18 protein-coding genes and 1 pseudogene are annotated in these 17,569 nt (G+C 72.2%); 9 read left to right on the forward strand and 10 right to left on the reverse strand.

Annotation, left to right across the window (positions count from 1 at the left end):
• Positions 1-3: 3 nt before the first annotated feature.
• From Q5425_RS03525 to Q5425_RS03540, 4 genes are read right to left on the reverse strand one after another with little or no spacing between them, the layout of a single operon-like run.
• Positions 4-615 carry a SecDF P1 head subdomain-containing protein gene (locus Q5425_RS03525; RefSeq protein ID WP_308670608.1) on the reverse strand — a complete coding sequence of 204 codons (612 nt, stop codon included), beginning with the start codon at positions 613-615 and terminating at the stop codon, positions 4-6.
• Positions 616-621: 6 nt separating this feature from the next.
• The gene (locus Q5425_RS03530) at positions 622-1,236 is read right to left on the reverse strand and encodes a CPBP family intramembrane glutamic endopeptidase (protein ID WP_308670609.1); all 615 of its coding nucleotides are present in this window, start codon (positions 1,234-1,236) and stop codon (positions 622-624) included.
• Positions 1,233-2,129: an NAD(P)H-binding protein gene (locus Q5425_RS03535; RefSeq protein ID WP_308670610.1), complete on the reverse strand. Its 897-nt coding sequence runs from the start codon at positions 2,127-2,129 to the stop codon at positions 1,233-1,235. The genes Q5425_RS03530 and Q5425_RS03535 overlap by 4 nt, the downstream gene beginning before the upstream one ends.
• A gap of 10 nt (positions 2,130-2,139) precedes the next feature.
• Positions 2,140-3,063: a DMT family transporter gene (locus Q5425_RS03540; RefSeq protein WP_308670611.1), complete on the reverse strand. Its 924-nt coding sequence runs from the start codon at positions 3,061-3,063 to the stop codon at positions 2,140-2,142.
• 73 nt (positions 3,064-3,136) lie between these two features.
• Here Q5425_RS03540 and Q5425_RS03545 point away from each other — a divergent pair, with 73 nt between their 5' ends.
• On the forward strand, positions 3,137-4,060 hold the full coding sequence (locus Q5425_RS03545; RefSeq protein ID WP_308670612.1) for a LysR substrate-binding domain-containing protein: 924 nt from the start codon (positions 3,137-3,139) through the stop codon (positions 4,058-4,060).
• Between the two features lie 5 nt (positions 4,061-4,065).
• Here Q5425_RS03545 and Q5425_RS03550 read toward each other — a convergent pair whose 3' ends face one another.
• On the reverse strand, positions 4,066-4,956 hold the full coding sequence (locus tag Q5425_RS03550) for a LysR substrate-binding domain-containing protein (protein ID WP_308670613.1): 891 nt from the start codon (positions 4,954-4,956) through the stop codon (positions 4,066-4,068).
• 84 nt (positions 4,957-5,040) lie between these two features.
• On the opposite strand from Q5425_RS03550, the gene Q5425_RS03555 reads away from it, so the two are divergent.
• Complete coding sequence (locus Q5425_RS03555) at positions 5,041-5,994, forward strand: threonine/serine dehydratase (RefSeq protein ID WP_308670614.1); 954 nt, start codon at positions 5,041-5,043, stop codon at positions 5,992-5,994.
• Here the strand turns inward: Q5425_RS03555 and Q5425_RS03560 are convergent.
• Positions 5,936-6,754 carry an LLM class flavin-dependent oxidoreductase gene (locus Q5425_RS03560; protein ID WP_308670615.1) on the reverse strand — a complete coding sequence of 273 codons (819 nt, stop codon included), beginning with the start codon at positions 6,752-6,754 and terminating at the stop codon, positions 5,936-5,938. The two genes, Q5425_RS03555 and Q5425_RS03560, sit on opposite strands and share 59 nt — an antisense overlap.
• 84 nt (positions 6,755-6,838) lie before the next feature.
• On the reverse strand, positions 6,839-7,669 hold the full coding sequence (locus Q5425_RS03565) for a peptidoglycan-binding protein (RefSeq protein ID WP_308670616.1): 831 nt from the start codon (positions 7,667-7,669) through the stop codon (positions 6,839-6,841).
• 437 nt (positions 7,670-8,106) lie between these two features.
• Here Q5425_RS03565 and Q5425_RS03570 point away from each other — a divergent pair, with 437 nt between their 5' ends.
• The 4 genes from Q5425_RS03570 (at position 8,107) to Q5425_RS03585 (ending at position 10,287) form a co-directional block, all read left to right on the forward strand.
• A complete protein-coding gene (locus tag Q5425_RS03570) occupies positions 8,107-9,159 on the forward strand; it encodes an NlpC/P60 family protein (protein ID WP_308670617.1) in 1,053 nt (350 codons plus the stop codon).
• A 59-nt stretch (positions 9,160-9,218) separates the two neighbouring features.
• Positions 9,219-9,641, forward strand: a complete 423-nt coding sequence (locus tag Q5425_RS03575; protein WP_308670618.1) for a hypothetical protein — start codon at positions 9,219-9,221, stop codon at positions 9,639-9,641.
• A 76-nt stretch (positions 9,642-9,717) separates the two neighbouring features.
• Positions 9,718-9,918, forward strand: a complete 201-nt coding sequence (locus Q5425_RS03580) for a DUF3072 domain-containing protein (RefSeq protein ID WP_013227672.1) — start codon at positions 9,718-9,720, stop codon at positions 9,916-9,918.
• Positions 9,919-10,110: 192 nt separating this feature from the next.
• Positions 10,111-10,287, forward strand: coding sequence for a hypothetical protein (locus tag Q5425_RS03585; protein ID WP_308670619.1), 177 nt, complete (start codon positions 10,111-10,113; stop codon positions 10,285-10,287).
• 4 nt (positions 10,288-10,291) lie between these two features.
• On the opposite strand, the gene rho is transcribed toward Q5425_RS03585, so the two are convergent.
• On the reverse strand, positions 10,292-11,353 hold the full coding sequence (rho, locus tag Q5425_RS03590; RefSeq protein WP_308670620.1) for a transcription termination factor Rho: 1,062 nt from the start codon (positions 11,351-11,353) through the stop codon (positions 10,292-10,294).
• A gap of 246 nt (positions 11,354-11,599) precedes the next feature.
• Here rho and Q5425_RS03595 point away from each other — a divergent pair, with 246 nt between their 5' ends.
• Positions 11,600-12,115: an ATP-binding protein gene (locus Q5425_RS03595; RefSeq protein ID WP_308670621.1), complete on the forward strand. Its 516-nt coding sequence runs from the start codon at positions 11,600-11,602 to the stop codon at positions 12,113-12,115.
• 213 nt (positions 12,116-12,328) lie between these two features.
• Here Q5425_RS03595 and Q5425_RS03600 read toward each other — a convergent pair whose 3' ends face one another.
• Complete coding sequence (locus Q5425_RS03600; protein ID WP_308670622.1) at positions 12,329-12,541, reverse strand: hypothetical protein; 213 nt, start codon at positions 12,539-12,541, stop codon at positions 12,329-12,331.
• Positions 12,542-12,604: 63 nt separating this feature from the next.
• Positions 12,605-14,851 carry a PHB depolymerase family esterase gene (locus tag Q5425_RS03605; RefSeq protein ID WP_308670623.1) on the reverse strand — a complete coding sequence of 749 codons (2,247 nt, stop codon included), beginning with the start codon at positions 14,849-14,851 and terminating at the stop codon, positions 12,605-12,607.
• Between the two features lie 149 nt (positions 14,852-15,000).
• Here Q5425_RS03605 and Q5425_RS03610 point away from each other — a divergent pair, with 149 nt between their 5' ends.
• Together Q5425_RS03610 and Q5425_RS03615 are read left to right on the forward strand one after the other, a co-directional pair.
• Positions 15,001-16,572 (forward strand): alkaline phosphatase D family protein, encoded by a 1,572-nt coding sequence (locus Q5425_RS03610; RefSeq protein WP_308670624.1) that lies wholly within the window; start codon positions 15,001-15,003, stop codon positions 16,570-16,572.
• A 177-nt stretch (positions 16,573-16,749) separates the two neighbouring features.
• Positions 16,750-17,498, forward strand: a pseudogene (locus tag Q5425_RS03615) (helix-turn-helix transcriptional regulator).
• Positions 17,499-17,569 lie beyond the last annotated feature (71 nt).

A 17,569-nucleotide genomic window follows, 5' to 3' on the forward strand; every position in this document is an offset into this window, starting at 1 on the left:
GGTTCACCCGCCGGCGATGTCGCGGGCCAGCTGCCGCGCTTCCGGCAGCGTGAACTTCCCGGTGATCTGCGTGGCGCCGTCGGTGATGGCGGCCTGGATCTGCGGCGCGGTCAGCACCTGGCTCTTCACGACCATCGCGACCTGCTTGCCGACGTTGCGCCCGGTCCACTCCGCCCAGGCCCGCGCCCCGGCGGCGGTGAAGGTGAGGTTGACGACGGCGCTCCCCGTCGCGGGATCGACGCGTGCCTCGACCCAGCCCACGTCCGCACCGCTGAGGAAGCCCGGGCCGAGCAGGTACCGGGTGCCTTCCCCGCGGTCGCAGCCGACCAGCGGGAGCGCCGGGTCGTCCCGGCCGTCGAGGGCATCCGGGACGCCCGGCGAGCAGTCGAGCGCCCGCGCGGCGGCCTCCTGCGTGGCGGCGTTCGTGCTCTGCCGCTGACCCGGTGCGCCGACCGCCGGTCCGGGCGGCAGCTCGCCCAGCACCGGCCGGAACCGCAGCCGCGTCCCGTCTTCGACGACGAAGCCGTCCCGCGACGCGTGGGCCCGGCCGGACACGTCGCCCTGACACCCAGCGGCAGCGGCGAGCAGGGCGACGGCCGCGAGGAGGATGCGCACAACCGGTCATTCTGGACTGCGGGCCCCCGGCGGGTCGAGGGGTTCCGGCGGGAAGAGGCGCGGCATGAAGCCGAGCATCAGCGCCGACCAGACCACGTGCGTCAGCACGGGCGCCTGCACCCCGCCCGATCGGTGGCGCTGCCACGCGAAGAGCGTTCCCATCACCGCCGACGCCAGTACCAGTGCGGGGTTTCTCGTCGCGGTCGTGGAAAGCACGTACAGCGCGGTCGAGGTCCGTGCTCCGGTCGCGTCGTAGAGCGCACCGCGGAAGAACACCTCCTCCGCCGCGCCCGTCACCAGCGTGGTCGCCGCCACCGAGGCCGTCGAGCCGCGGCGGGCGTGGTCGAGCACGCCGGTGATCGCCCGGCGCAGCGGCGGGATGCGGCGGGCCACCAGCGCGCACCCGTAGAACACGCCGAACGCGCCGGCTCCCGCGGCCACCGGCCGGACGACGTCCCGGCGGCCCCGGGGCACCGGGCCGGCCGCGTGGGCCCCGGCGAGCCAGGTCGTGGCGACCGACGCCGTCAGCACGTGGAACCGGCGTGATCCGGGGCGGCTGGCCAGTGACGCGCCGAGCAGCCCGGACCCGGCGGCGGTCACCGCGGCGAGGAACGGCTTCACGTGGTCCGCCGGCTCTTCGCCCGTTCGCCCAGCGCCTGCAGAACGGCTTCGTCGTAGCCCATCGGCTCGAACTCGACGACCCGGCGGATCGTGTCGTCGCGGACGACGACCTCGTTGGTCATCGAGTCGATCAGCGCCCGGCCGGTCGTGGCGTCGATGTCGGTGACGAGCGACAGCCAGAACGAGGACAGGCGCGGGGAAAGCAGCGGCACCGGCAGGATCAGCAGCGGCCTGCCCTCGATCGCCGCGACCCGCTGCAGCATGTCCCGGTAGGCCAGCACCTCGGGGCCGCCGATGTCGAACGCCCGCCCGCCCGCCTCCGGGTGGTCGAGGACGCCGACCAGGTAGCGGACCACGTCGGCGACCGCGATCGGCTGGGTGCGGGTGTTCACCCAGCGCGGGGTGACCATCGCCGGGAGGTGCTCCACGAGCTGGCGCGTCAGCTCCCACGACGTGCCGCCGTGCCCGATCACGATGCCGGCGCGCAGCACCGTCACCGGGACGCCGGTCTCCCCGAGCAGCCGCTCGACCTCGCGGCGGCTGGCCAGGTGGTCCGACAGCGTGTCGTCGTCGTCCCCGAGCCCGCCGAGGTAGACGATCCGGCGCAGGCCCGCGCCGGCCGCGGCCCGGGCGAACGCCCGCGCGGCGTCGGCGTCGCGGCGCTTGAAGTCCGCACTGTCGAGTGAATGCACGAGGTAGTAAGCGGCTTCGGCGCCCTTCAGCGCGTCGCGCAGGGAGCCGACGTCGGCGACGTCGCCGCGGACGGCTTTCCCGGCCCCGCGGTACTTCGCGGGGTGGCGGGTCATCGCGAGCACCTCGTGCCCGGCCGCTTCCAGCGCCGGGCACAACCGGCCGCCGACGAACCCCGACGCCCCGGCCACCAGCACCCGCATGCCCGCGACGTTAGCCGGGACGGCCTTCGCGCGCAGATCGTCCGCCCCCGGCGAAGCAGACGGCGGCGACGACTCCCGCGCACCCGGTCAGCTGCGCCCACCCGGGAGTCTCCCCGAGCAGGCCGATGCCGAGCAGCACCGCCCCGACCGGCTGCAGCAGCATCAGCGTCGCCCCGGTGGTGGCGGACATCCGGGGCAGCGCGGCGGAGATGAGCAGCCAGCCCGCCAGCTGGCCGACCCCGGCGAGCGCGAGCAGCCAGCCGAACGCGGGCCAGCCGGGTGTCAGGTCGAGCGTGCCGGTCGGGACGCCGAGCACCACGGCGACCACGCCGGCCGAGACCGTGGCCAGCACCAGCGCGTGCGCCTGCGTGCCCGTGCCGCCGCTGAGCCGGATCAGGAAGAGGTAACCGGCGTACCCGGCGCCGGCAAGCAGCGCCGCGACGGCGCCGGTGACCGGGTCCGGCCCGAACGAGCCGGTGCCGGCGAACCCGCCGGCCAGCACGATCCCGCCGAGCAGCACGGGCACCGCGGCGAGGAACCGCTTGGCCGGCCGTTCGGCCAGGAACACGAAGGCCAGCAGCGGCACGATCACCACCTGCACGGCGAGGAGCACGGTCGCGATGCCGGCCCCGACCCGCGGGATCGCTTCGCCCCAGAGCACGAAGTCCAGGCCGAGCCCGGCCCCGGCCAGCAGCGGGAAGAGCACCCGGCGGCGTGGCGCCGGGCGGGCCGTCCGCCGTTCGCGCCCGGCCAGCAGGAGCAGCACCGGACACGCGAGCAGGCAGCGCCAGAACGCGCTCGTGCTGCCGCTGACGTGCGAGACCTTGATGAAGACCGACGACAACGAGATGCAGAAGCTGCCGAGCGCGGCGAGCAGCCGCGGGTCGAAGCGGCGGGTGAAGGTCGGGGCGGGATGGGCCGCGGTCGTGGTCACGCCTCCAGCGTGCGGGCGCCGACTGTCAAGGACAAGCGATTGTTTCTGCGGGGAATTCGGTAGCATCACTACCGTGTTCGGACTCGAGCGGATGCGGGCGCTGCACGCCGTCGCGACCCACGGCTCGGTCGCCGCGGCGGCCGCGTCCCTGCACGTCACGCCGTCCGGGGTGTCGCAGCAGCTGGCGAAGCTGGAACGGGAGGCGGGCCAGCCGCTGCTGGAGCCCCACGGCCGCGGCGTCCGGCTGACAAAGGCGGGCCAGGTGCTGGCCGGGCACGCGGAGCGGATCCTCGCCCAGGTCGCCGCGGCAAAAGCGGACCTGGAGCTGCTGCGCGAGGACGTCATCGGGCCGCTGCGGATCGGCGCGATCCCGACGACGGTGCACGCGCTGCTGCCGCCCGCGCTGGCCACGCTGGCCGACCGGCACCCCCGGCTGGCGGTGACGCTGCACGAGGGCGAGGCCGAGCAGACGATGCCCCGGGTGCTGGCCGGCGACCTCGACGTCGCGGTCCTGGAGAGCTGGAACGACCGCCCGACGGTGCTCCCGCCGTCGACGACGCGCCTCACGCTGTTCTCCGACGTCGCCGACCTCGCCCTGCCGGCCGGCCACCGGCTGGCCCACCGCAAGGCGGTCGACCTGTCCGAAGTGGACGATCTGCCGTGGATCGGCTGGAGCGCGGGTTCCGGGTGCTACGAGTGGCTGGTGCAGGTGCTGCGCAAGCAGCGGCTGGAGCCCCGGATCAGCTGCACGGTCGGCGGTTACCCGACGCAGCTGGCCCTGGTGGCGGGCAACGTCGGCGCGGCGCTGGTCCCCCGCCTGGCCCGTGACCGCCTGCCCGACGGCGTGCGGATCCTGACCACCCGCCCGGCGCTGACCCGCACGATCCACGCGATCTGCCGGGCCGGCGAGGAGGACCGCGGGGCGGTACGGGCGTGCCTGGACGCGTTGCGCACGGCCTCGGCCCGGTTCGAGAGCGCGGGGCGGGCGGTCGGCTGAGCCGTCTACTGTGGACGGCTCAGCCGGGCGGCCATCTCGGTCACCAGCCGCCCCGGACGCCGGTGGTGCACCAGGAAGATCTCGCGCACCGGCTGCGCGTCCACCGCGTCGCGCACCTCGATGCCCGCCGGGTCCACGCGCCGCAGCACGCTCTCCGGGACGAACGCGATGCCCAGCCCGGCTTCCACCAGCGCCAGAATCACCTGGTAGTCCCGGGTTTCGTAGGCCACCCGCAACCGGACGTCCGCGGCGACGGCGAGCTGCTCGAGACAGGCGCGGTTGGGCACACCCGGGCTGCCGGAAATCCAGTCCTCCGCGGCCAGCTCCCGCAGGGTGAGCCGGCGGGCGCGCGCCTTCGAGTGCCCCTTCGGCAGGACCAGCCGGAACCGCTCCGAGCGCAGCAGCGACCGCTCGAGACCGCGCGGGTCGGGCAGCGGTGCGCCGGGGTACCGGTGGGTGATCAGCAGGTCCAGGTCGCGGGAGCTGACCAGGCCGTACCCGTCGGGCGGCTCCAGGTCCAGCAGCCGCAGCGCCACCGCGGGGTGGTCGCGGCGGAACTCGGCGAGCGCGGCGGGCACGAGGGTCATGCCCGCGCTGGCGAAGGCGCCGACGGCCAGCTGCGCCGGCTCCTCGTCGAGCAGGGCGCGGACCGTCCGCTCGGCGGTGCGCAGCTCCCCCACGATCGCCTCGGCGTGGGTCAGCAGCGCCTCCCCGACCGGCGTGAGCGTGACACCGCGGGCGTGGCGGTGCAGCAGCCGGGCGCCGACGTCACGCTCCAGCTTGGCCAGCTGCTGCGAGACGGCGGACGGCGTGAACGACAGCCGCTGGGCGGCCGCGGCGATCGAGCCGGCGTGCGCGACCTCGGCCAGCACGGCCAGGCGGTGGGCGTCGAGCACGGGAGCCTCCAGCCGTAAGCGTTGCTAACGTCAGCATACGAGACGTTGCTGGTACTTACGGCGGCCCGCGCGCATGCTGGGGCCATGATCAGCACTGCGGATGTGGAACGAGCGGCCGCGCGCATCGAGGGCCGGGTCCGCCGGACGCCGGTGCTCGCCGCGGACGACGGCGTGTGGTTCAAGCTGGAGCACCTGCAGCACACCGGGTCGTTCAAGGCCCGGGGCGCCTTCAACCGGATCCTCGCCGCGGGCGAGCAAACCGCGGTCGTGGCCGCTTCCGGTGGCAACGCCGGGCTCGCCGTCGCCTACGCGGCGCGTGAATTCGGCCTCGACGCGCGGGTCTTCGTGCCGGCGACCGCGCCCGCGGTGAAGGTGGCGAAACTGCGTCAGCTCGGCGCGGCGGTGGAACTGGCCGGCGAGAAGTACGCGGACGCCTACGACGCCGCCGCGAAGCACGCGGCGAACTCCGGTGCGCTCTTCTGCCACGCCTACGACCAGCCGGACATCTGCGCCGGGCAGGGCACCCTCGGCCTCGAACTGCTGGAGCAGGCCGGCGATGTGGACACGATCCTGGTCGCGGTCGGCGGGGGCGGGCTGCTGGCCGGCGTCGCCGCCGCGGTCGAGGGCCGGGCGCGCGTGGTCGGCGTCGAACCGCGCACGATCCCGACGCTGCACGCCGCGCTGGCCGCCGGTGCGCCGGTCGCGGTCGAGGTCTCCGGGGTCGCCGCCGATTCGCTGGGTGCGTCCCGGCTGGGCGACATCGCCTTCGCGGTCGCCACCCGGACCAACGCGGGCTCGGTGCTGGTGGACGACGCCGCGATCACCGAAGCCCGGGCGGCGCTGTGGGACGGCTACCGCCTCGCCGTCGAGCCCGGCGGGGCGACGGCGTTCGCCGCGCTGCGCTCCGGCGCCTACCGGCCCGCGCCGGGCGAACGGGTCGCCGTCCTGCTCTGCGGCGCCAACACCGACCCCGCGACGCTCACTTCCCCGACAGCCGCGCCACCACCGGGGCGAACTCCTCGAGGAACGCGCCGTTGATGCTGAAGTAGGACACGCCCTGTTCTTCGCGACGGCGTTCGAGCTCGGCCACCATGTCGTCGACGTCGCCACGGAGCAGGCCGAGGGAGTCGTGCTCGATGAGCGTCTCGGCGTCGACGCCGATGAACCCGCGGATCCACGGCGGCACCTGCTCGCCGACGACCCAGATGTTCATCGCGAACTCGACGTCGCGGTCACCGGCCGCCGCACGGACTTCGTCGACGTACCCGGTCATTTCTTCGCGGGTGGTCAGCACGCCGCCGGCCATCGTGACGATGTCGGCCTTCAACCCGGCGAGCCGGCGAGCCTTCGGGCCGCCCGCGGCGATCATCACCGGCGTGTGCCCGTCGCCGTCGAGCCGGCGGACGTGGTCCACCGTCTCGGAAATCGAGTCGAGCCGCTCCTGCCCCGAACCGTACGGAAGACCGAGTTCTTCGGCCTGCTGCCGCATTTCCGGCCGCCCGGTGCCGAGGCCGAGCTCGAACCGGCCGCTCGTGACGACGGTCAGGCTGTGCGCCTCCCAGGCCGCCGCCCGCGCGGTGCGCAGCGGGCTGGCCAGGACGAACGAGCCGACGCGCAGCTCGGTCGTCGCCGCCGCGGCGGCCGCGAGCGCCGCGGTCGGCGTCGGCATGTTCAGGTTGTCCGGGCACAGCAGCGTCGAATACCCGAGTTCTTCGGCCCGGCGCGCGGTGGCCAGCCACTTCGCGCCGCCGTCGGTCGCGCCCGCGACCACGCCGAACCGGAACGCCTTCTGCGCCATCGGAACACCCCCACGTCGTTGGTCCTCCGATCAAACCACCGGTGCGCCCGGCCGTGCCACCACGGCCGGGCGCGCGCCCGGCCGTCAGCCGCGCTGGTACTCCTCCCAGGTGACCTTCGCGACCTGGGGGCCGTCGTCGGCGCCACGGCCCGCGAGGCCGTTCATGCCCAGGTAGTAGTCGCCGGTCTGGTGCTGCGCACCCGACGACAGGTCCGGGTCGGAGACGGCCATCGCGTGGATGTGGTAGTCGAAGTTCTGCGCCGGGGTGCGCAGCCAGGCCGCGAAGCCGACCTTGCGCAGCGCCGTCAGCAGCTTCGTCCGGTTCGCCGACGAGATGCCGGACACCGAGATGTCCATCGCGCCGCCCCCGTCGTGGGTCCCGGCCGAAGCGTCGACGCCGCCCGCGTTGTACGAGCCCTGGGTCAGGGTGACCGCGGAGCCGTAGATCCCCTCCGCCGCCACGAGCATCGCCTTGGTGCGGGTGTTGAGGGTCTTGCTGTGGTAGGTCACCTGGCTGCCGGCGGAAACCGGGTTCGTGACCGTGTACCGGCCTTCACCCAGCTTCTCGAGCGAGGTCTTGCCCGGCAGGCCGGAAGCGTCGAGACCGGTGTAGCCCAACGACTTCTGGTACTGGGAGTACGCCGTGATCGTCGTGGTGCCGAAGTAGCCGTCGACGTACTGGCTCGCCAGCAGGCCCTTCGCCTGCAGTGCCTGCTCGACGAGCAGGACGCTGTCGTGCGCACCCGGGGTCTGGGTGTCGTCGGCGCGGCGCGGGTCGATCTGGGCCGCCTTCAGCACGGCCTCCATGTTCGCCCCTGGCAGTACTGTCGTGGCCGCAGTCTCGGCCTGAGCCGGTGCGGCCACGGCGAACGCAGCGGCGGTGAGCGCCGTGAGCACGGCGGCCTTCGTGAACATCGTGGTCCTCCATGGGTCCGAATTCCTACGCCATGAGGATCACCCAACCGGATACAAGGGACGTACAAAGCGGTTCCGCCTTCCATGCCGGTTCGAACCCCGGTTGACCGTAAATCCGACGGTTACAGCTTGTAATCCCTGCCACATCGTAGTGACGTTCCCACTGGTCCAGGCGTGTCATCCGGTGTCACGGAGAGTTGCAGGCTTGGCCCCCTGGACGTTCCCGTGTTCGTTTCGTAACCTGTTCGAGATCTCGCGGCCCCCGGTCGTCCCCCGACGGCGACGCGAGATCGCCGCCGATACCCCCTGCCGGGTACCGGACCCCACCGCGGGCTCTTCCTGTTGCGGTCGAGCGCGCCCCGGGCACGGGCGAGGCCCCCCGACTCGCCGTCCCGGTACCCGTCGGCGGCCGAACAGCAAAGGAGACCCGCGCGAGAATGCGTTCGTTTCCCGTCAAGCGCGTGGTGTCAGGTGCCCTCGCCGCGGCCTCGGTGATCACCGTTGTCACCATGGCCCAGCCGGTGGCCACCGCCGCCCCCGTCCCCGTCCTCCAGGCGCCGCCCACCGGGTCCGACGCCCTCGCCAAGTACCGCGATCTCGCGGCCCAGGCGGAGAAGCTCAACGAAGACCTGCTCCGGGCCCAGGACGACCTGACCGCCAAGCAAGGCCAGCTCGACAAGGCCAACGCCGACGTCACCGCCGCGAAGAACGCCGGTGCCCAGGCCATCGAGGCCAAGCGGAAGTACCAGTCCGAAGTGGACAAGTTCGCCGGCGCGTCGTTCACCGGCGGCGTCCAGATGAACAAGCTCTCGGCCCTGCTGACCGGAACGTCCACTCAGGAGTTCCTGGACCGCTCGGCGGCGCTCGAGGTCATCGCGACCGGCAAGAACGCCGCGATGGACAACCTCAGCGGCGCGGCGGACCAGGCCACGGCGGCCGAGAAGTCGGCCGCCGACGCGGCCAAGCGGGCGCAGGAAGCCCGTGACGCGGCCGCAAAACTGGCGTCGGACATCGAGGGCAAGAAGAAGGGCCTGCAGGCCCAGATCGATCAGATCGAGGCGCAGAGCCGGAGCCTCAGCAGCGCGGACAAGGCCGCCCAGAAGGACACCGGCGGTGCGGCACCGAACGTCAAGGCGCCCAGCGCGGCAGCGCAGAAGGCGGTCGACGCGGCGCTCAGCAAGCTCGGCAGCGCCTACGTCTGGGGCGCCACCGGGCCGAGCACGTTCGACTGCTCCGGCCTCATGCAGTGGGCGTACAAGCAGGCGGGCCTCAGCCTGCCGCGCACGTCCTCGGCGCAGGCCGGGTTCGGCACCCCGGTGTCGCGCAGCCAGCTGCAGCCCGGCGACCTGGTCGCCTACTACTCCCCCGTGTCCCACATCGGGATGTACATCGGCGACGGCAAGATGGTCCACGCGCCGACGAGCGGCGACGTCGTCAAGATCTCGCCGCTGATGAGCGAGTACGCGGGCGCCACGCGGCCCACGGCCTAGCGTCCGGCCGGTGCCCCGTTCCGAGGTGTAGAAACCGCGGAACGGGGCACTTCTGCGTCATGGTCGAGAACCCTGACGCCGCCACCGTCGAAGCCGTCGGCAAGGTCACCGAGGCCCTCGAGACGATCGAGCGCGCCCGCGGGCACCTCTACTCGTTCCACCAGCTGACCGGGAGCGCGGACCTGGCGCTCGGCGAGGCCGTGGAGGAGCTCGAGAAGGCCGGGCACGGCGACTGGGCGCGACGGATTTCCGAGGAGCTCATCGGGCTGAACGTGTTACCCGATCGGTGGACTTTCCAGGTCGTCGAGGAGTACGACGACGGTTACTACAAGAGTTGCCGCGACTTCGAGCGCGAGCTGCTCACTTCGCTCACCGGAGGCCGCCGCCACCTGCACGAACAGCAGATGAAGGACGACCGCCGCACGCACGGGCGACCGGGCCACGAGGCAGGCGGCCCGAGCACACCCCCGGCCGGCGGGTGAGCGGCGGTTGTCGGACCCCTGGGCTACAGTCGGACCCAGGCGAACAGACGTTCGATCGAACTCGATTGGAGGAGTCATGACGGATCAGGTCGAGCCGAACCCGGAGAAGGACCCGAGCGACTGGACCACCGGCGACGAGCCGATGACCGGGCCGCAGAAGTCGTACCTGCAGACGCTGGCCCAGGAGGCGGGCGAAGAGGTGCCGGACAACCTCACGAAGGCGGAGGCGTCCGAGCGGATCGACGCCCTGCAGAAGACCACCGGCCGCGGCACGTGAGGCTTCCCGTTCCCCGCGCCGGGTTCCCGGCGCGGGGTGGGCGGACGGAGGGGGCTTCCCGGGTGCCAGAGGTCTCGGGATCGTGCGTGCGCTGACGTCGGCGGCGGCGACCGGCCTGCGGGTTTCTCCGCGGGCGACCCCCTGTCCGTCGCCTCGATGAATGGCGGTCCGCGGAGCGGGTACTACTCCGGCATGTCCCAGCCGAACGAACAGCAGCCCGAGATCGCGCGACCCGGCACCCCGGATCCCGGCCGGGCGGACGACGACCTCTACCGCCCCGGCGAGGGCGAGCCGCCGGACAGTCCCGAGGAAGCCGACGGTGTCGGCGCAAAAGTGATCGGCGAACTGCGGGAACGTCGCGGAAGCTGAGCGTTCAGGCCGCTTCCGGTAGTGCCGCACCCGTCACGCGGAGCAGGAACTCGGCGTTGGAGCCGGTCTTGCGGAGCTGCTCCAGCAGCTGCTCGATCGCGTTCGGGCCCGGCAGCGCCCGGCGGACTTCCCGCATCGCGGCCAGTTCGCCCGGCGTGACCAGCAATTCTTCGCGGCGGGTGCCGGAAGCCGCCACGTCGACCGCCGGGAAGATGCGGCGCTCGGCGGCCTTGCGGTCCAGTTTGAGCTCGGCGTTGCCGGTGCTCTTCAGCTCCTCGAAGAACACCGTGTCGGCCAGCGAACCGGTTTCCACCAGCGCCGTCGCGACGATCGTGAGCGAACCGCCGCCCTCGACGTTGCGTGCGGCGCCGAGGATCCGCTTCATCGGCTGCAACGCCGCCGCGTCGACGCCGCCGGACAGCGTGCGGCCGGACGGGCGCGCCGAAAGGTTGTAGGCGCGGCCGAGCCTGGTGAGCGAATCGAGCAGCAGCACGACGTCTTCGCCGCGCTCCACCAAGCGTTTTGCGCGCTCGACGGCGAGTTCCGCCACCGCCACGTGTTCGGCGGGCGGACGGTCGAAAGTGGACGCGATCACCTCGCCGCGCACGGTCCGGCTCAGCTCGGTGACCTCTTCCGGCCGTTCGTCGGCGAGCAGGACCAGGATCCGGCAGTCGGGGTGGTTGACCGACAGCCCGTGCCCGATTTCTTGCAGCACAGTGGTTTTCCCGGCCTTCGGTGGCGAAACGACCAGGGCGCGCTGGCCCCGGCCGAGCGGGGTGACGAGGTCGATGACGCGGGGCAGCAGCCGCGCCGGTGTGGTCTCGAGCAGCAGGCGCCGGTCCGGGTGCACCGGGACGAGGTCGGCGAAACGGGGACGCGGTTCGGCCGGGTCGGCGCCGTTGACGCTGGTGATTTCCCCGGCGGTGCCGGTGATTTCGTCGCCGGGCCGCAGGTTGTGCTTGCGGACCAGGGAAAGCGGGATGGCGACGTCGTCGGGCGCCGTCCGATACTCGGGCCGGACGAACGGGGTTTTGCCGGACAGGTCGAGGATTCCGTGAAAAGACATGGGTGTCTCCAGAGGTGGTGATGGGCCTGCGCACGGACGGCGAGACCCGGGAAGAGGAAAGAGGCCGAACGGCCTGGATCCGAGAAGCTGCCTCCGGGCGGCCGAGTGGCCGGCATCCGCGAGGAGCGCCTCCACTGTAGCGGCACATTTCACGAAGCACAACGGGTAGGACTCCGTGGCGGTGGGTAATCCAGGGGAGAAGCCCGCTGAAACGGGGGAACCGCGGCTGAACGATGGGAGCGGATCGTGTATCGACATACCCCGGAAATTGGCGTCGATACGGGCGAAAGCACCGACGCCGGCCAAGCCGGGACCACGGCCCCGGAGCGCTTCTCCGCCGAAGCCGTGGTCGCCTCGACCTTCGAAGAGCTGGCGCCCGCACTGCCTAACGAGATGGCCGGGCTGCGCCGGAAGCTGATCCACTGGCTGGACGAGTTCCCGCTCGACCCGGACAGCAAGCACGACATCACCCTGGCCACGTACGAGGCACTGGCCAACGTGGCGGCGCACGCTTACTCGGACGGCCACGGCTGGGCCCGCTTGCAGGCCCGCCGAGAGGGCGACGCGGTCACGGTGACGGTGACGGACACGGGCTGCGGCATCCCGTCAACCCGCCCCCGGCCGGCAGCCGTGCGCACCTCCGGCGGCCGCGGCCTGCTGCTGATCGACCAGGTGACGGACCAGTCCGACATCAACTCGAGCGCAACGGGAACAACGGTCCGCATGACCTGGCGCCCGGCGGCCCTCCGGCACGCGGGCTAGCTCCGGTCCGGAACGCGGGCCTGGCCTGACCGCGAGGATGCGGCAGCCCGGCTCGCCCGGCAAAAGCCAGTCGACCTGAGGCCTGCCGGCTCGCCCAGGAGCGAGCCGGCAGGCTCGTGTTCAACGGCCTACGGGTTCGACCTTCGGGCACTGGCCGGCCCCGTCAGCCCTTCCCCCAGCCTCAACCCCTCCCCCAGCAAGCCCTCCCACCCCTCAAGCCACCTCAGCGAGCCGAACCAACCGGTTCCGCGGGTAAGAAACCAGTTCCCGCTCATCATCCGTGGTGAAGATCTCGACGGAGTCCTCCAGCAACTCCGCCGAATTCACCTGCAGCTGCCACGCGGGCAGCCCCGGCGCGGGCTCGTGCCAGAACCACTGGCCCTTGGTGAGCTGGTGCGCCGGGACTGTCGCGTCGTCCGTGTTCATGCGTTGAGGCTATCCGTCACCACCGACAGTTTTTGCAGCACCTGGAACCTGTGACCACGACCACTACGAAGCGGCGCAGGTCACGGTCGGGTCCGTCAAGTTTCCGCCGTGCTGGACCGTGAAGCCGATGACGTTGCCGCTGCCGTTGGGCCTCGCCGTCAGCACGTAGCCGGTGCTGTCCCACGTTCCCGTGTAGTTCCAGCTGCCGATCACCTTCTGCGGCGAATGGAACGTCACCGTCAGCACCCAGTTGTTCGCCCCCGACACCGTCACCTGGCCGTTGAAGCCCACGTTCCACTCCGCCGTCTTGGCGTAGGCGGCCGTGCAGCCACCCGGCGCAGGAGTGGTGGTAGTGGTCGTCGGGGTGGTGGTCGGCGTGGGCGTGGTCGTCCCGCCGTCCGGGGGTGCGCCGTTGTTCAGCGCCTCGAGGACCGCCGTGTAGGCCGCCTTCTTCTGGCCGTTGCCGTCGAACAGCAGCGGGGTGCCGGACGCCCGCCAGGAGTCCGTGTCGCGGATGCCCCACACCGTGATCCCGGTGCACCGCGCGACCGCGAGGCACGCCGAAACCACCGTGCGGTAGTTGTTCGCCTGCGCGGTCCCCGAGCCTTCGATGTCCAGCTCGGTGATCTGCACGTCCACGCCGAGGTTCGCGAAGTTCTGCAGCGTCGTCTGGTAGTTCGACGGCACCGGGCTGTTGGGGTTGAAGTGCGACTGGAAGCCGACGCAGTCGATCGGCACGCCGCGGGACTTGAAGTCCTGGACCATGCGGTACACGGCCTGGGTCTTCGCGTGGCTCCAGTCGTCGGTGTTGTAGTCGTTGTAACACAGCTTCGCGCCCGGGTCGGCCGCGCGCGCGGCCGTGAACGCCGCCTCGATCCAGTCGTTGCCCGTGCGCTGGAGGTTCGAATTGCGCCGGGCACCGGAGCCACCGTCCTCGAACGCCTCGTTCACGACGTCCCACGCGTAGATCTTGCCGCGGTAATGGGTCGCGACCTGGGTGATGTGGTTGAGCATCGCCTGCCGCAGCGCCGAACCTTCCATGCTCTGCATCCAGCCCGGCTGCTGCTGGTGCCAGGCCAGCGTGTGCCCGCGCATCCGGGCGCCCTGGCTCGTCGCCTGGTTCACGATCCGGTCCGCGTTGGCGTACGAGAACTGGCCCTGCGACGGCTCGGTGGCGTCGATCTTCATCTCGTTCTCCGGCGTGATCATGGAGAACTCGCGGCTGAGGATGCCGGTGTAGACGCTGTCCGACAGCTTGTTCGCCGAGACCGCTGTGCCGAAGTACCGCCCGGTCCGGGCCGCGGCGCTGCCCAGCGTGTTCCCGGCGGGCGGGGCCGAAGACGTGGTCGTGGTGGGCGTACCGGGAGTCGTGCTCGAACCGCCGCTGTTCAGGCCGAGGAACGCGATCGCGTACTGGATCATCCCGTTCTGCGGCAGCGAGTGGCCCGCCCCCTGGACGCTGATCCCCTCGACGGGCGGCTGCACGCCGGTGGCGCCGTAGCGGGTGCGGGTCCAGCCGGACTGCGGGGCATCACTCGACGACGGCGTCTGGCTCACCCCGTGCACGTTCGTCCACTGCTTGATCTCTTCCCCGAAGTTCGGGTAGCGCAGGGTGTCGTCGGCCGTGCCGTGCCACAGCTGCATGCGCGGGTACGGGCCGCTGCGGCCGCCGCTCATCTGGCGGGCCTGGTCGCCCCACTGCTGCGCGGTCTTGGTGAGCTGGCCGTTGGCGCACTGGCTGTTCCAGCTCGACCCGTCGGTGGTGCCGAAGCAGCCGGCGGGCACGCCCATGAACGCCGAGCCGGCGGCGAACACGTCCGGGTACTCCGCGGCGAGCACGTTCGTCATCATCGCGCCCGAGGAGAACCCGGTGACGTACACGCGGGAGGAGTCGACGTTGTAGCGCTGCTTGGCCCAGTCGACCATCGAGAGGATGCCGACGGGGTCGCTGCCGCCGCCGCGGGTGAGGGCCTGCGGCGAGGAAACGTCGAAGCACTGCCCGCTGCGGGTGGCTTCCGGGAACACGATGACGTACCCGTACTGGTCGGCCGCGGTGACGTAGTCGCGGGCGTAGCCGTTGTAGATCGCCGACGCCGAGCCGGTGCAGTAGTGGACGGCCACCAGCAGCGCCGGGCGGGCGGCGACCCGGTCCGGGACGTACGTGTACATGTTGAGGTTGCTGGGGTTGCTGCCGAAGTCGGTGACCCGGGTCAGCGTGGCCGCCGACGCCGGCTGCGCCGCCACGACCAGCACGATCGCGGCCGCGATCGCCAGCACGGCGGCGGAAAGGGCAGTGAGGAGTCTTCGCACTCGGGGAAATCCTTTCCGGGGGTGGTGGCGCAGCTGCGACGATGGTTCGTCCCCGAGCCCCGGCCGGTCAACGATTATCGAAATGTTTCGGGAAGTTTCGAGGAACCCACCGATCGGCCGCACCGCCGGGCTTCTGACAGGATTCCGGGATGACCGACCTGCTGCTGGGCCCGCTGCTGCGGCACGTCGACGCCACGTCGGCGACGATCTGGGTCGAGACGGACGGCCCGTGCGAAGTGCGTGTCGGCGACGCGGCCGACCGGACGTTCGAGGTCGACGGCCACCACTACGCCCTGGTCGTGCTCACCGGGCTCGAACCCGGGCGGAGCACGCCGTACGAGGTGCGGCTCGACGGCGACGTCGTCTGGCCCGAACCGGACGCCGACCTGCCGCCGAGCCGGATCCGGACGCTGGACCCCGGCGACCCGCGGTTCCGGCTCGTGTTCGGGTCCTGCCGCAAGCCGCGGGAGCAGGACGCGCTGGGCCCCGACGCGCTCGCCGCCTACGCCCACCGGATGGCCGCCCTCGACGAGGCCGAATGGCCCGAATCCCTGCTGCTGCTGGGAGATCAGGTCTACGCCGACGAGACCACCGGCGCGACGCAGGAGTGGCTCGCCACCCGGCGTGACACCAAGAAGCCGCCGGGCAAGGAGGTCGCCGACTTCGAGGAGTACTGCCACCTGTACTTCGAGGCCTGGTGCGACCCGGCGGTGCGCTGGCTGCTGTCCACCGTGCCGACGTCGATGATCTTCGACGACCACGACGTCCGCGACGACTGGAACACCTCGCACGCCTGGCGCGAGAAGATGGCCCGGACGTCGTGGTGGCCGGAGCGGATCCGGGGCGCGCTGGTCTCGTACTGGGTCTACCAGCACCTCGGCAACCTGGGGCCGCAGGAGCTGGCCGAAGACGACCTGTACCAGCAGGTGCGCAAGTCGGGTGTGGACAACGCCGGGCTGCTGCGCGAGTTCGCCGACCGGGCCGACCGCGAGGCCGACGGCGCCAAGGGCACGCGGTGGTCCTACCGGCGCGACTTCGGCCCGGTCCGGCTGCTGGTCATCGACTCGCGCGCCGGGCGGATCCTCGAAGGCGGGCAGCGGTCGATGATCGGCGAGGACGAGTTCCGCTGGATCGAGGAGCAGGCCTCCGGCGAGTTCGAGCACCTGCTGATCGGCACGTCGCTGCCGTGGCTGCTGCCCACCGCGCTCTCGTCCGCCCAGTCGGTCAACGAGCGGCTCTGTGCCCGGCCCGGGCTCGTCGGGCGGCTCAGCGAGTGGCTGCGGCAGCTGGTGGACCTGGAGCACTGGCCGGCCTTCCGCGCGTCGTTCGAGCGGCTGGGCCGGCTCATCGCCCGCGTCGCGGACGACGGTGCGGCGTCGGTCAGCGTGCTTTCGGGCGACGTGCACCACGCCTACGTCGCCCAGGCCGAGTTCCCCGGCGGCACCGCGGCGCCGGTCCACCAGCTGACCTGCTCGCCGGTGCACAACACCGTGCCGTGGTACATGAACCGGCTGTTCCGGGCCGGCTGGTCGCGGCCGCTGACCAGGGTGAGCGAGTGGCTGGCGCGCCGGACCGGGGTCCCGCCCGCGCCGCTGTCGTGGCACTGCGTGTCCGGGCCGCACTTCGGGAACGCGGTGATGACCCTGGACGTCGACGGGCGCACGGCCACGGCGACGCTGCTGCGGCCGGACGCCGACGAGGAGCCGGTCCGGCTGGTCTGAGGGTGGGTGCGGCGCGGCCACCCTCGTGCCGCGATTCCGGGTTAGCCTCGGTTCATGGTCACGGATGAACCAGCGGAGCGAAGCTCCTCCGTTGAGGGCGGTGGTGGGGGCAAGGGCGGAGCGCTCGGGGAGTTCCTCCGGGCCCGCCGGGAGCAGGTGGGCCCGGCGCAGCTGGGTCTGCCGCCGGGCGGGTCGCGCCGGGTCGCGGGCCTGCGCCGCGAGGAGGTGGCGCTGCTGGCCGGGGTCAGCACCGACTACTACATCCGGCTGGAGCAGGGCCGGGAGCGCACCCCGTCGGCGCAGGTCGTCGACGCGCTCGCCCGCGGGCTGGCGCTGGACGACGACGCCGCCGCCCACCTGCACCGGCTGGCCCGGCCGGCGCCGGGCCGCCGACGGCGCGCCCGGCGGCCGGAACAGGTCAGCCCGAACCTGCTGCGCTTGATGAACGGCTGGCCGGACACGCCCGCGCTCGTGCTCGGCCGCTGCCTCGACGTGCTCGCGCACAACGCGCTGGGCCAGGCGCTGTTCGCCGGGCACGTCCACAGCGGCGACCTGGTCCGGCTGGTGTTCCTCGACCCGGACGCCCGTGAGTTCTACCCGGACTGGGAGCGCGTCGCCGTCAACACGGTCGGCGGCCTCCGCGCGGCCGCCGGGATCGACCCCGACGACCCGCAGCTCGTCAACACGGTCGGCGAACTGTCGGTAAGAGCGCGGACTTCCGCCGCCTGTGGGCCCGCCACGACATCCGGCAGAAGACCCGCGAAACCAAGCGGTTCCGCCACCGGCTGGTCGGCGAGCTGGAACTGAGCTACGAGGCGCTGACCGTCAACAGCGCCCCGGGCCAGCAGCTGATCGTCTACCAAGCCGGGCCGGGCAGCCCGTCGGAAGCGGCACTGGCCCTGCTGGGCAGCCTCGCCGCCTCCTGAACCCGTTCCGAACCCATCCACAATGGACGGAGTACTTCGCCGTGCCGGGTGACCCGGCTCGGCACCCTCCG

It is taken from the genome of Amycolatopsis sp. A133, from assembly GCF_031082405.1.
Taxonomy (GTDB): Bacteria; Actinomycetota; Actinomycetes; order Mycobacteriales; family Pseudonocardiaceae; genus Amycolatopsis.

Excerpts from the sequence above, each read along its gene's own strand:
- Q5425_RS03565 (WP_308670616.1), bottom strand. The coding sequence starts at position 7,669 with ATGTTCACGAAGGCCGCCGTGCTCACGGCGCTCACCGCCGCTGCGTTC.
- rho (WP_308670620.1), bottom strand. The coding sequence starts at position 11,353 with ATGTCTTTTCACGGAATCCTCGACCTGTCCGGCAAAACCCCGTTCGTC.
- Q5425_RS03555 (WP_308670614.1), top strand. The coding sequence starts at position 5,041 with ATGATCAGCACTGCGGATGTGGAACGAGCGGCCGCGCGCATCGAGGGC.
- Q5425_RS03535 (WP_308670610.1), bottom strand. The coding sequence starts at position 2,129 with ATGCGGGTGCTGGTGGCCGGGGCGTCGGGGTTCGTCGGCGGCCGGTTG.
- Q5425_RS03610 (WP_308670624.1), top strand. The coding sequence starts at position 15,001 with ATGACCGACCTGCTGCTGGGCCCGCTGCTGCGGCACGTCGACGCCACG.
- Q5425_RS03575 (WP_308670618.1), top strand. The coding sequence starts at position 9,219 with ATGGTCGAGAACCCTGACGCCGCCACCGTCGAAGCCGTCGGCAAGGTC.
- Q5425_RS03570 (WP_308670617.1), top strand. The coding sequence starts at position 8,107 with ATGCGTTCGTTTCCCGTCAAGCGCGTGGTGTCAGGTGCCCTCGCCGCG.
- Q5425_RS03600 (WP_308670622.1), bottom strand. The coding sequence starts at position 12,541 with ATGAACACGGACGACGCGACAGTCCCGGCGCACCAGCTCACCAAGGGC.
- Q5425_RS03585 (WP_308670619.1), top strand. The coding sequence starts at position 10,111 with ATGTCCCAGCCGAACGAACAGCAGCCCGAGATCGCGCGACCCGGCACC.
- Q5425_RS03560 (WP_308670615.1), bottom strand. The coding sequence starts at position 6,754 with ATGGCGCAGAAGGCGTTCCGGTTCGGCGTGGTCGCGGGCGCGACCGAC.
- Q5425_RS03580 (WP_013227672.1), top strand. The coding sequence starts at position 9,718 with ATGACGGATCAGGTCGAGCCGAACCCGGAGAAGGACCCGAGCGACTGG.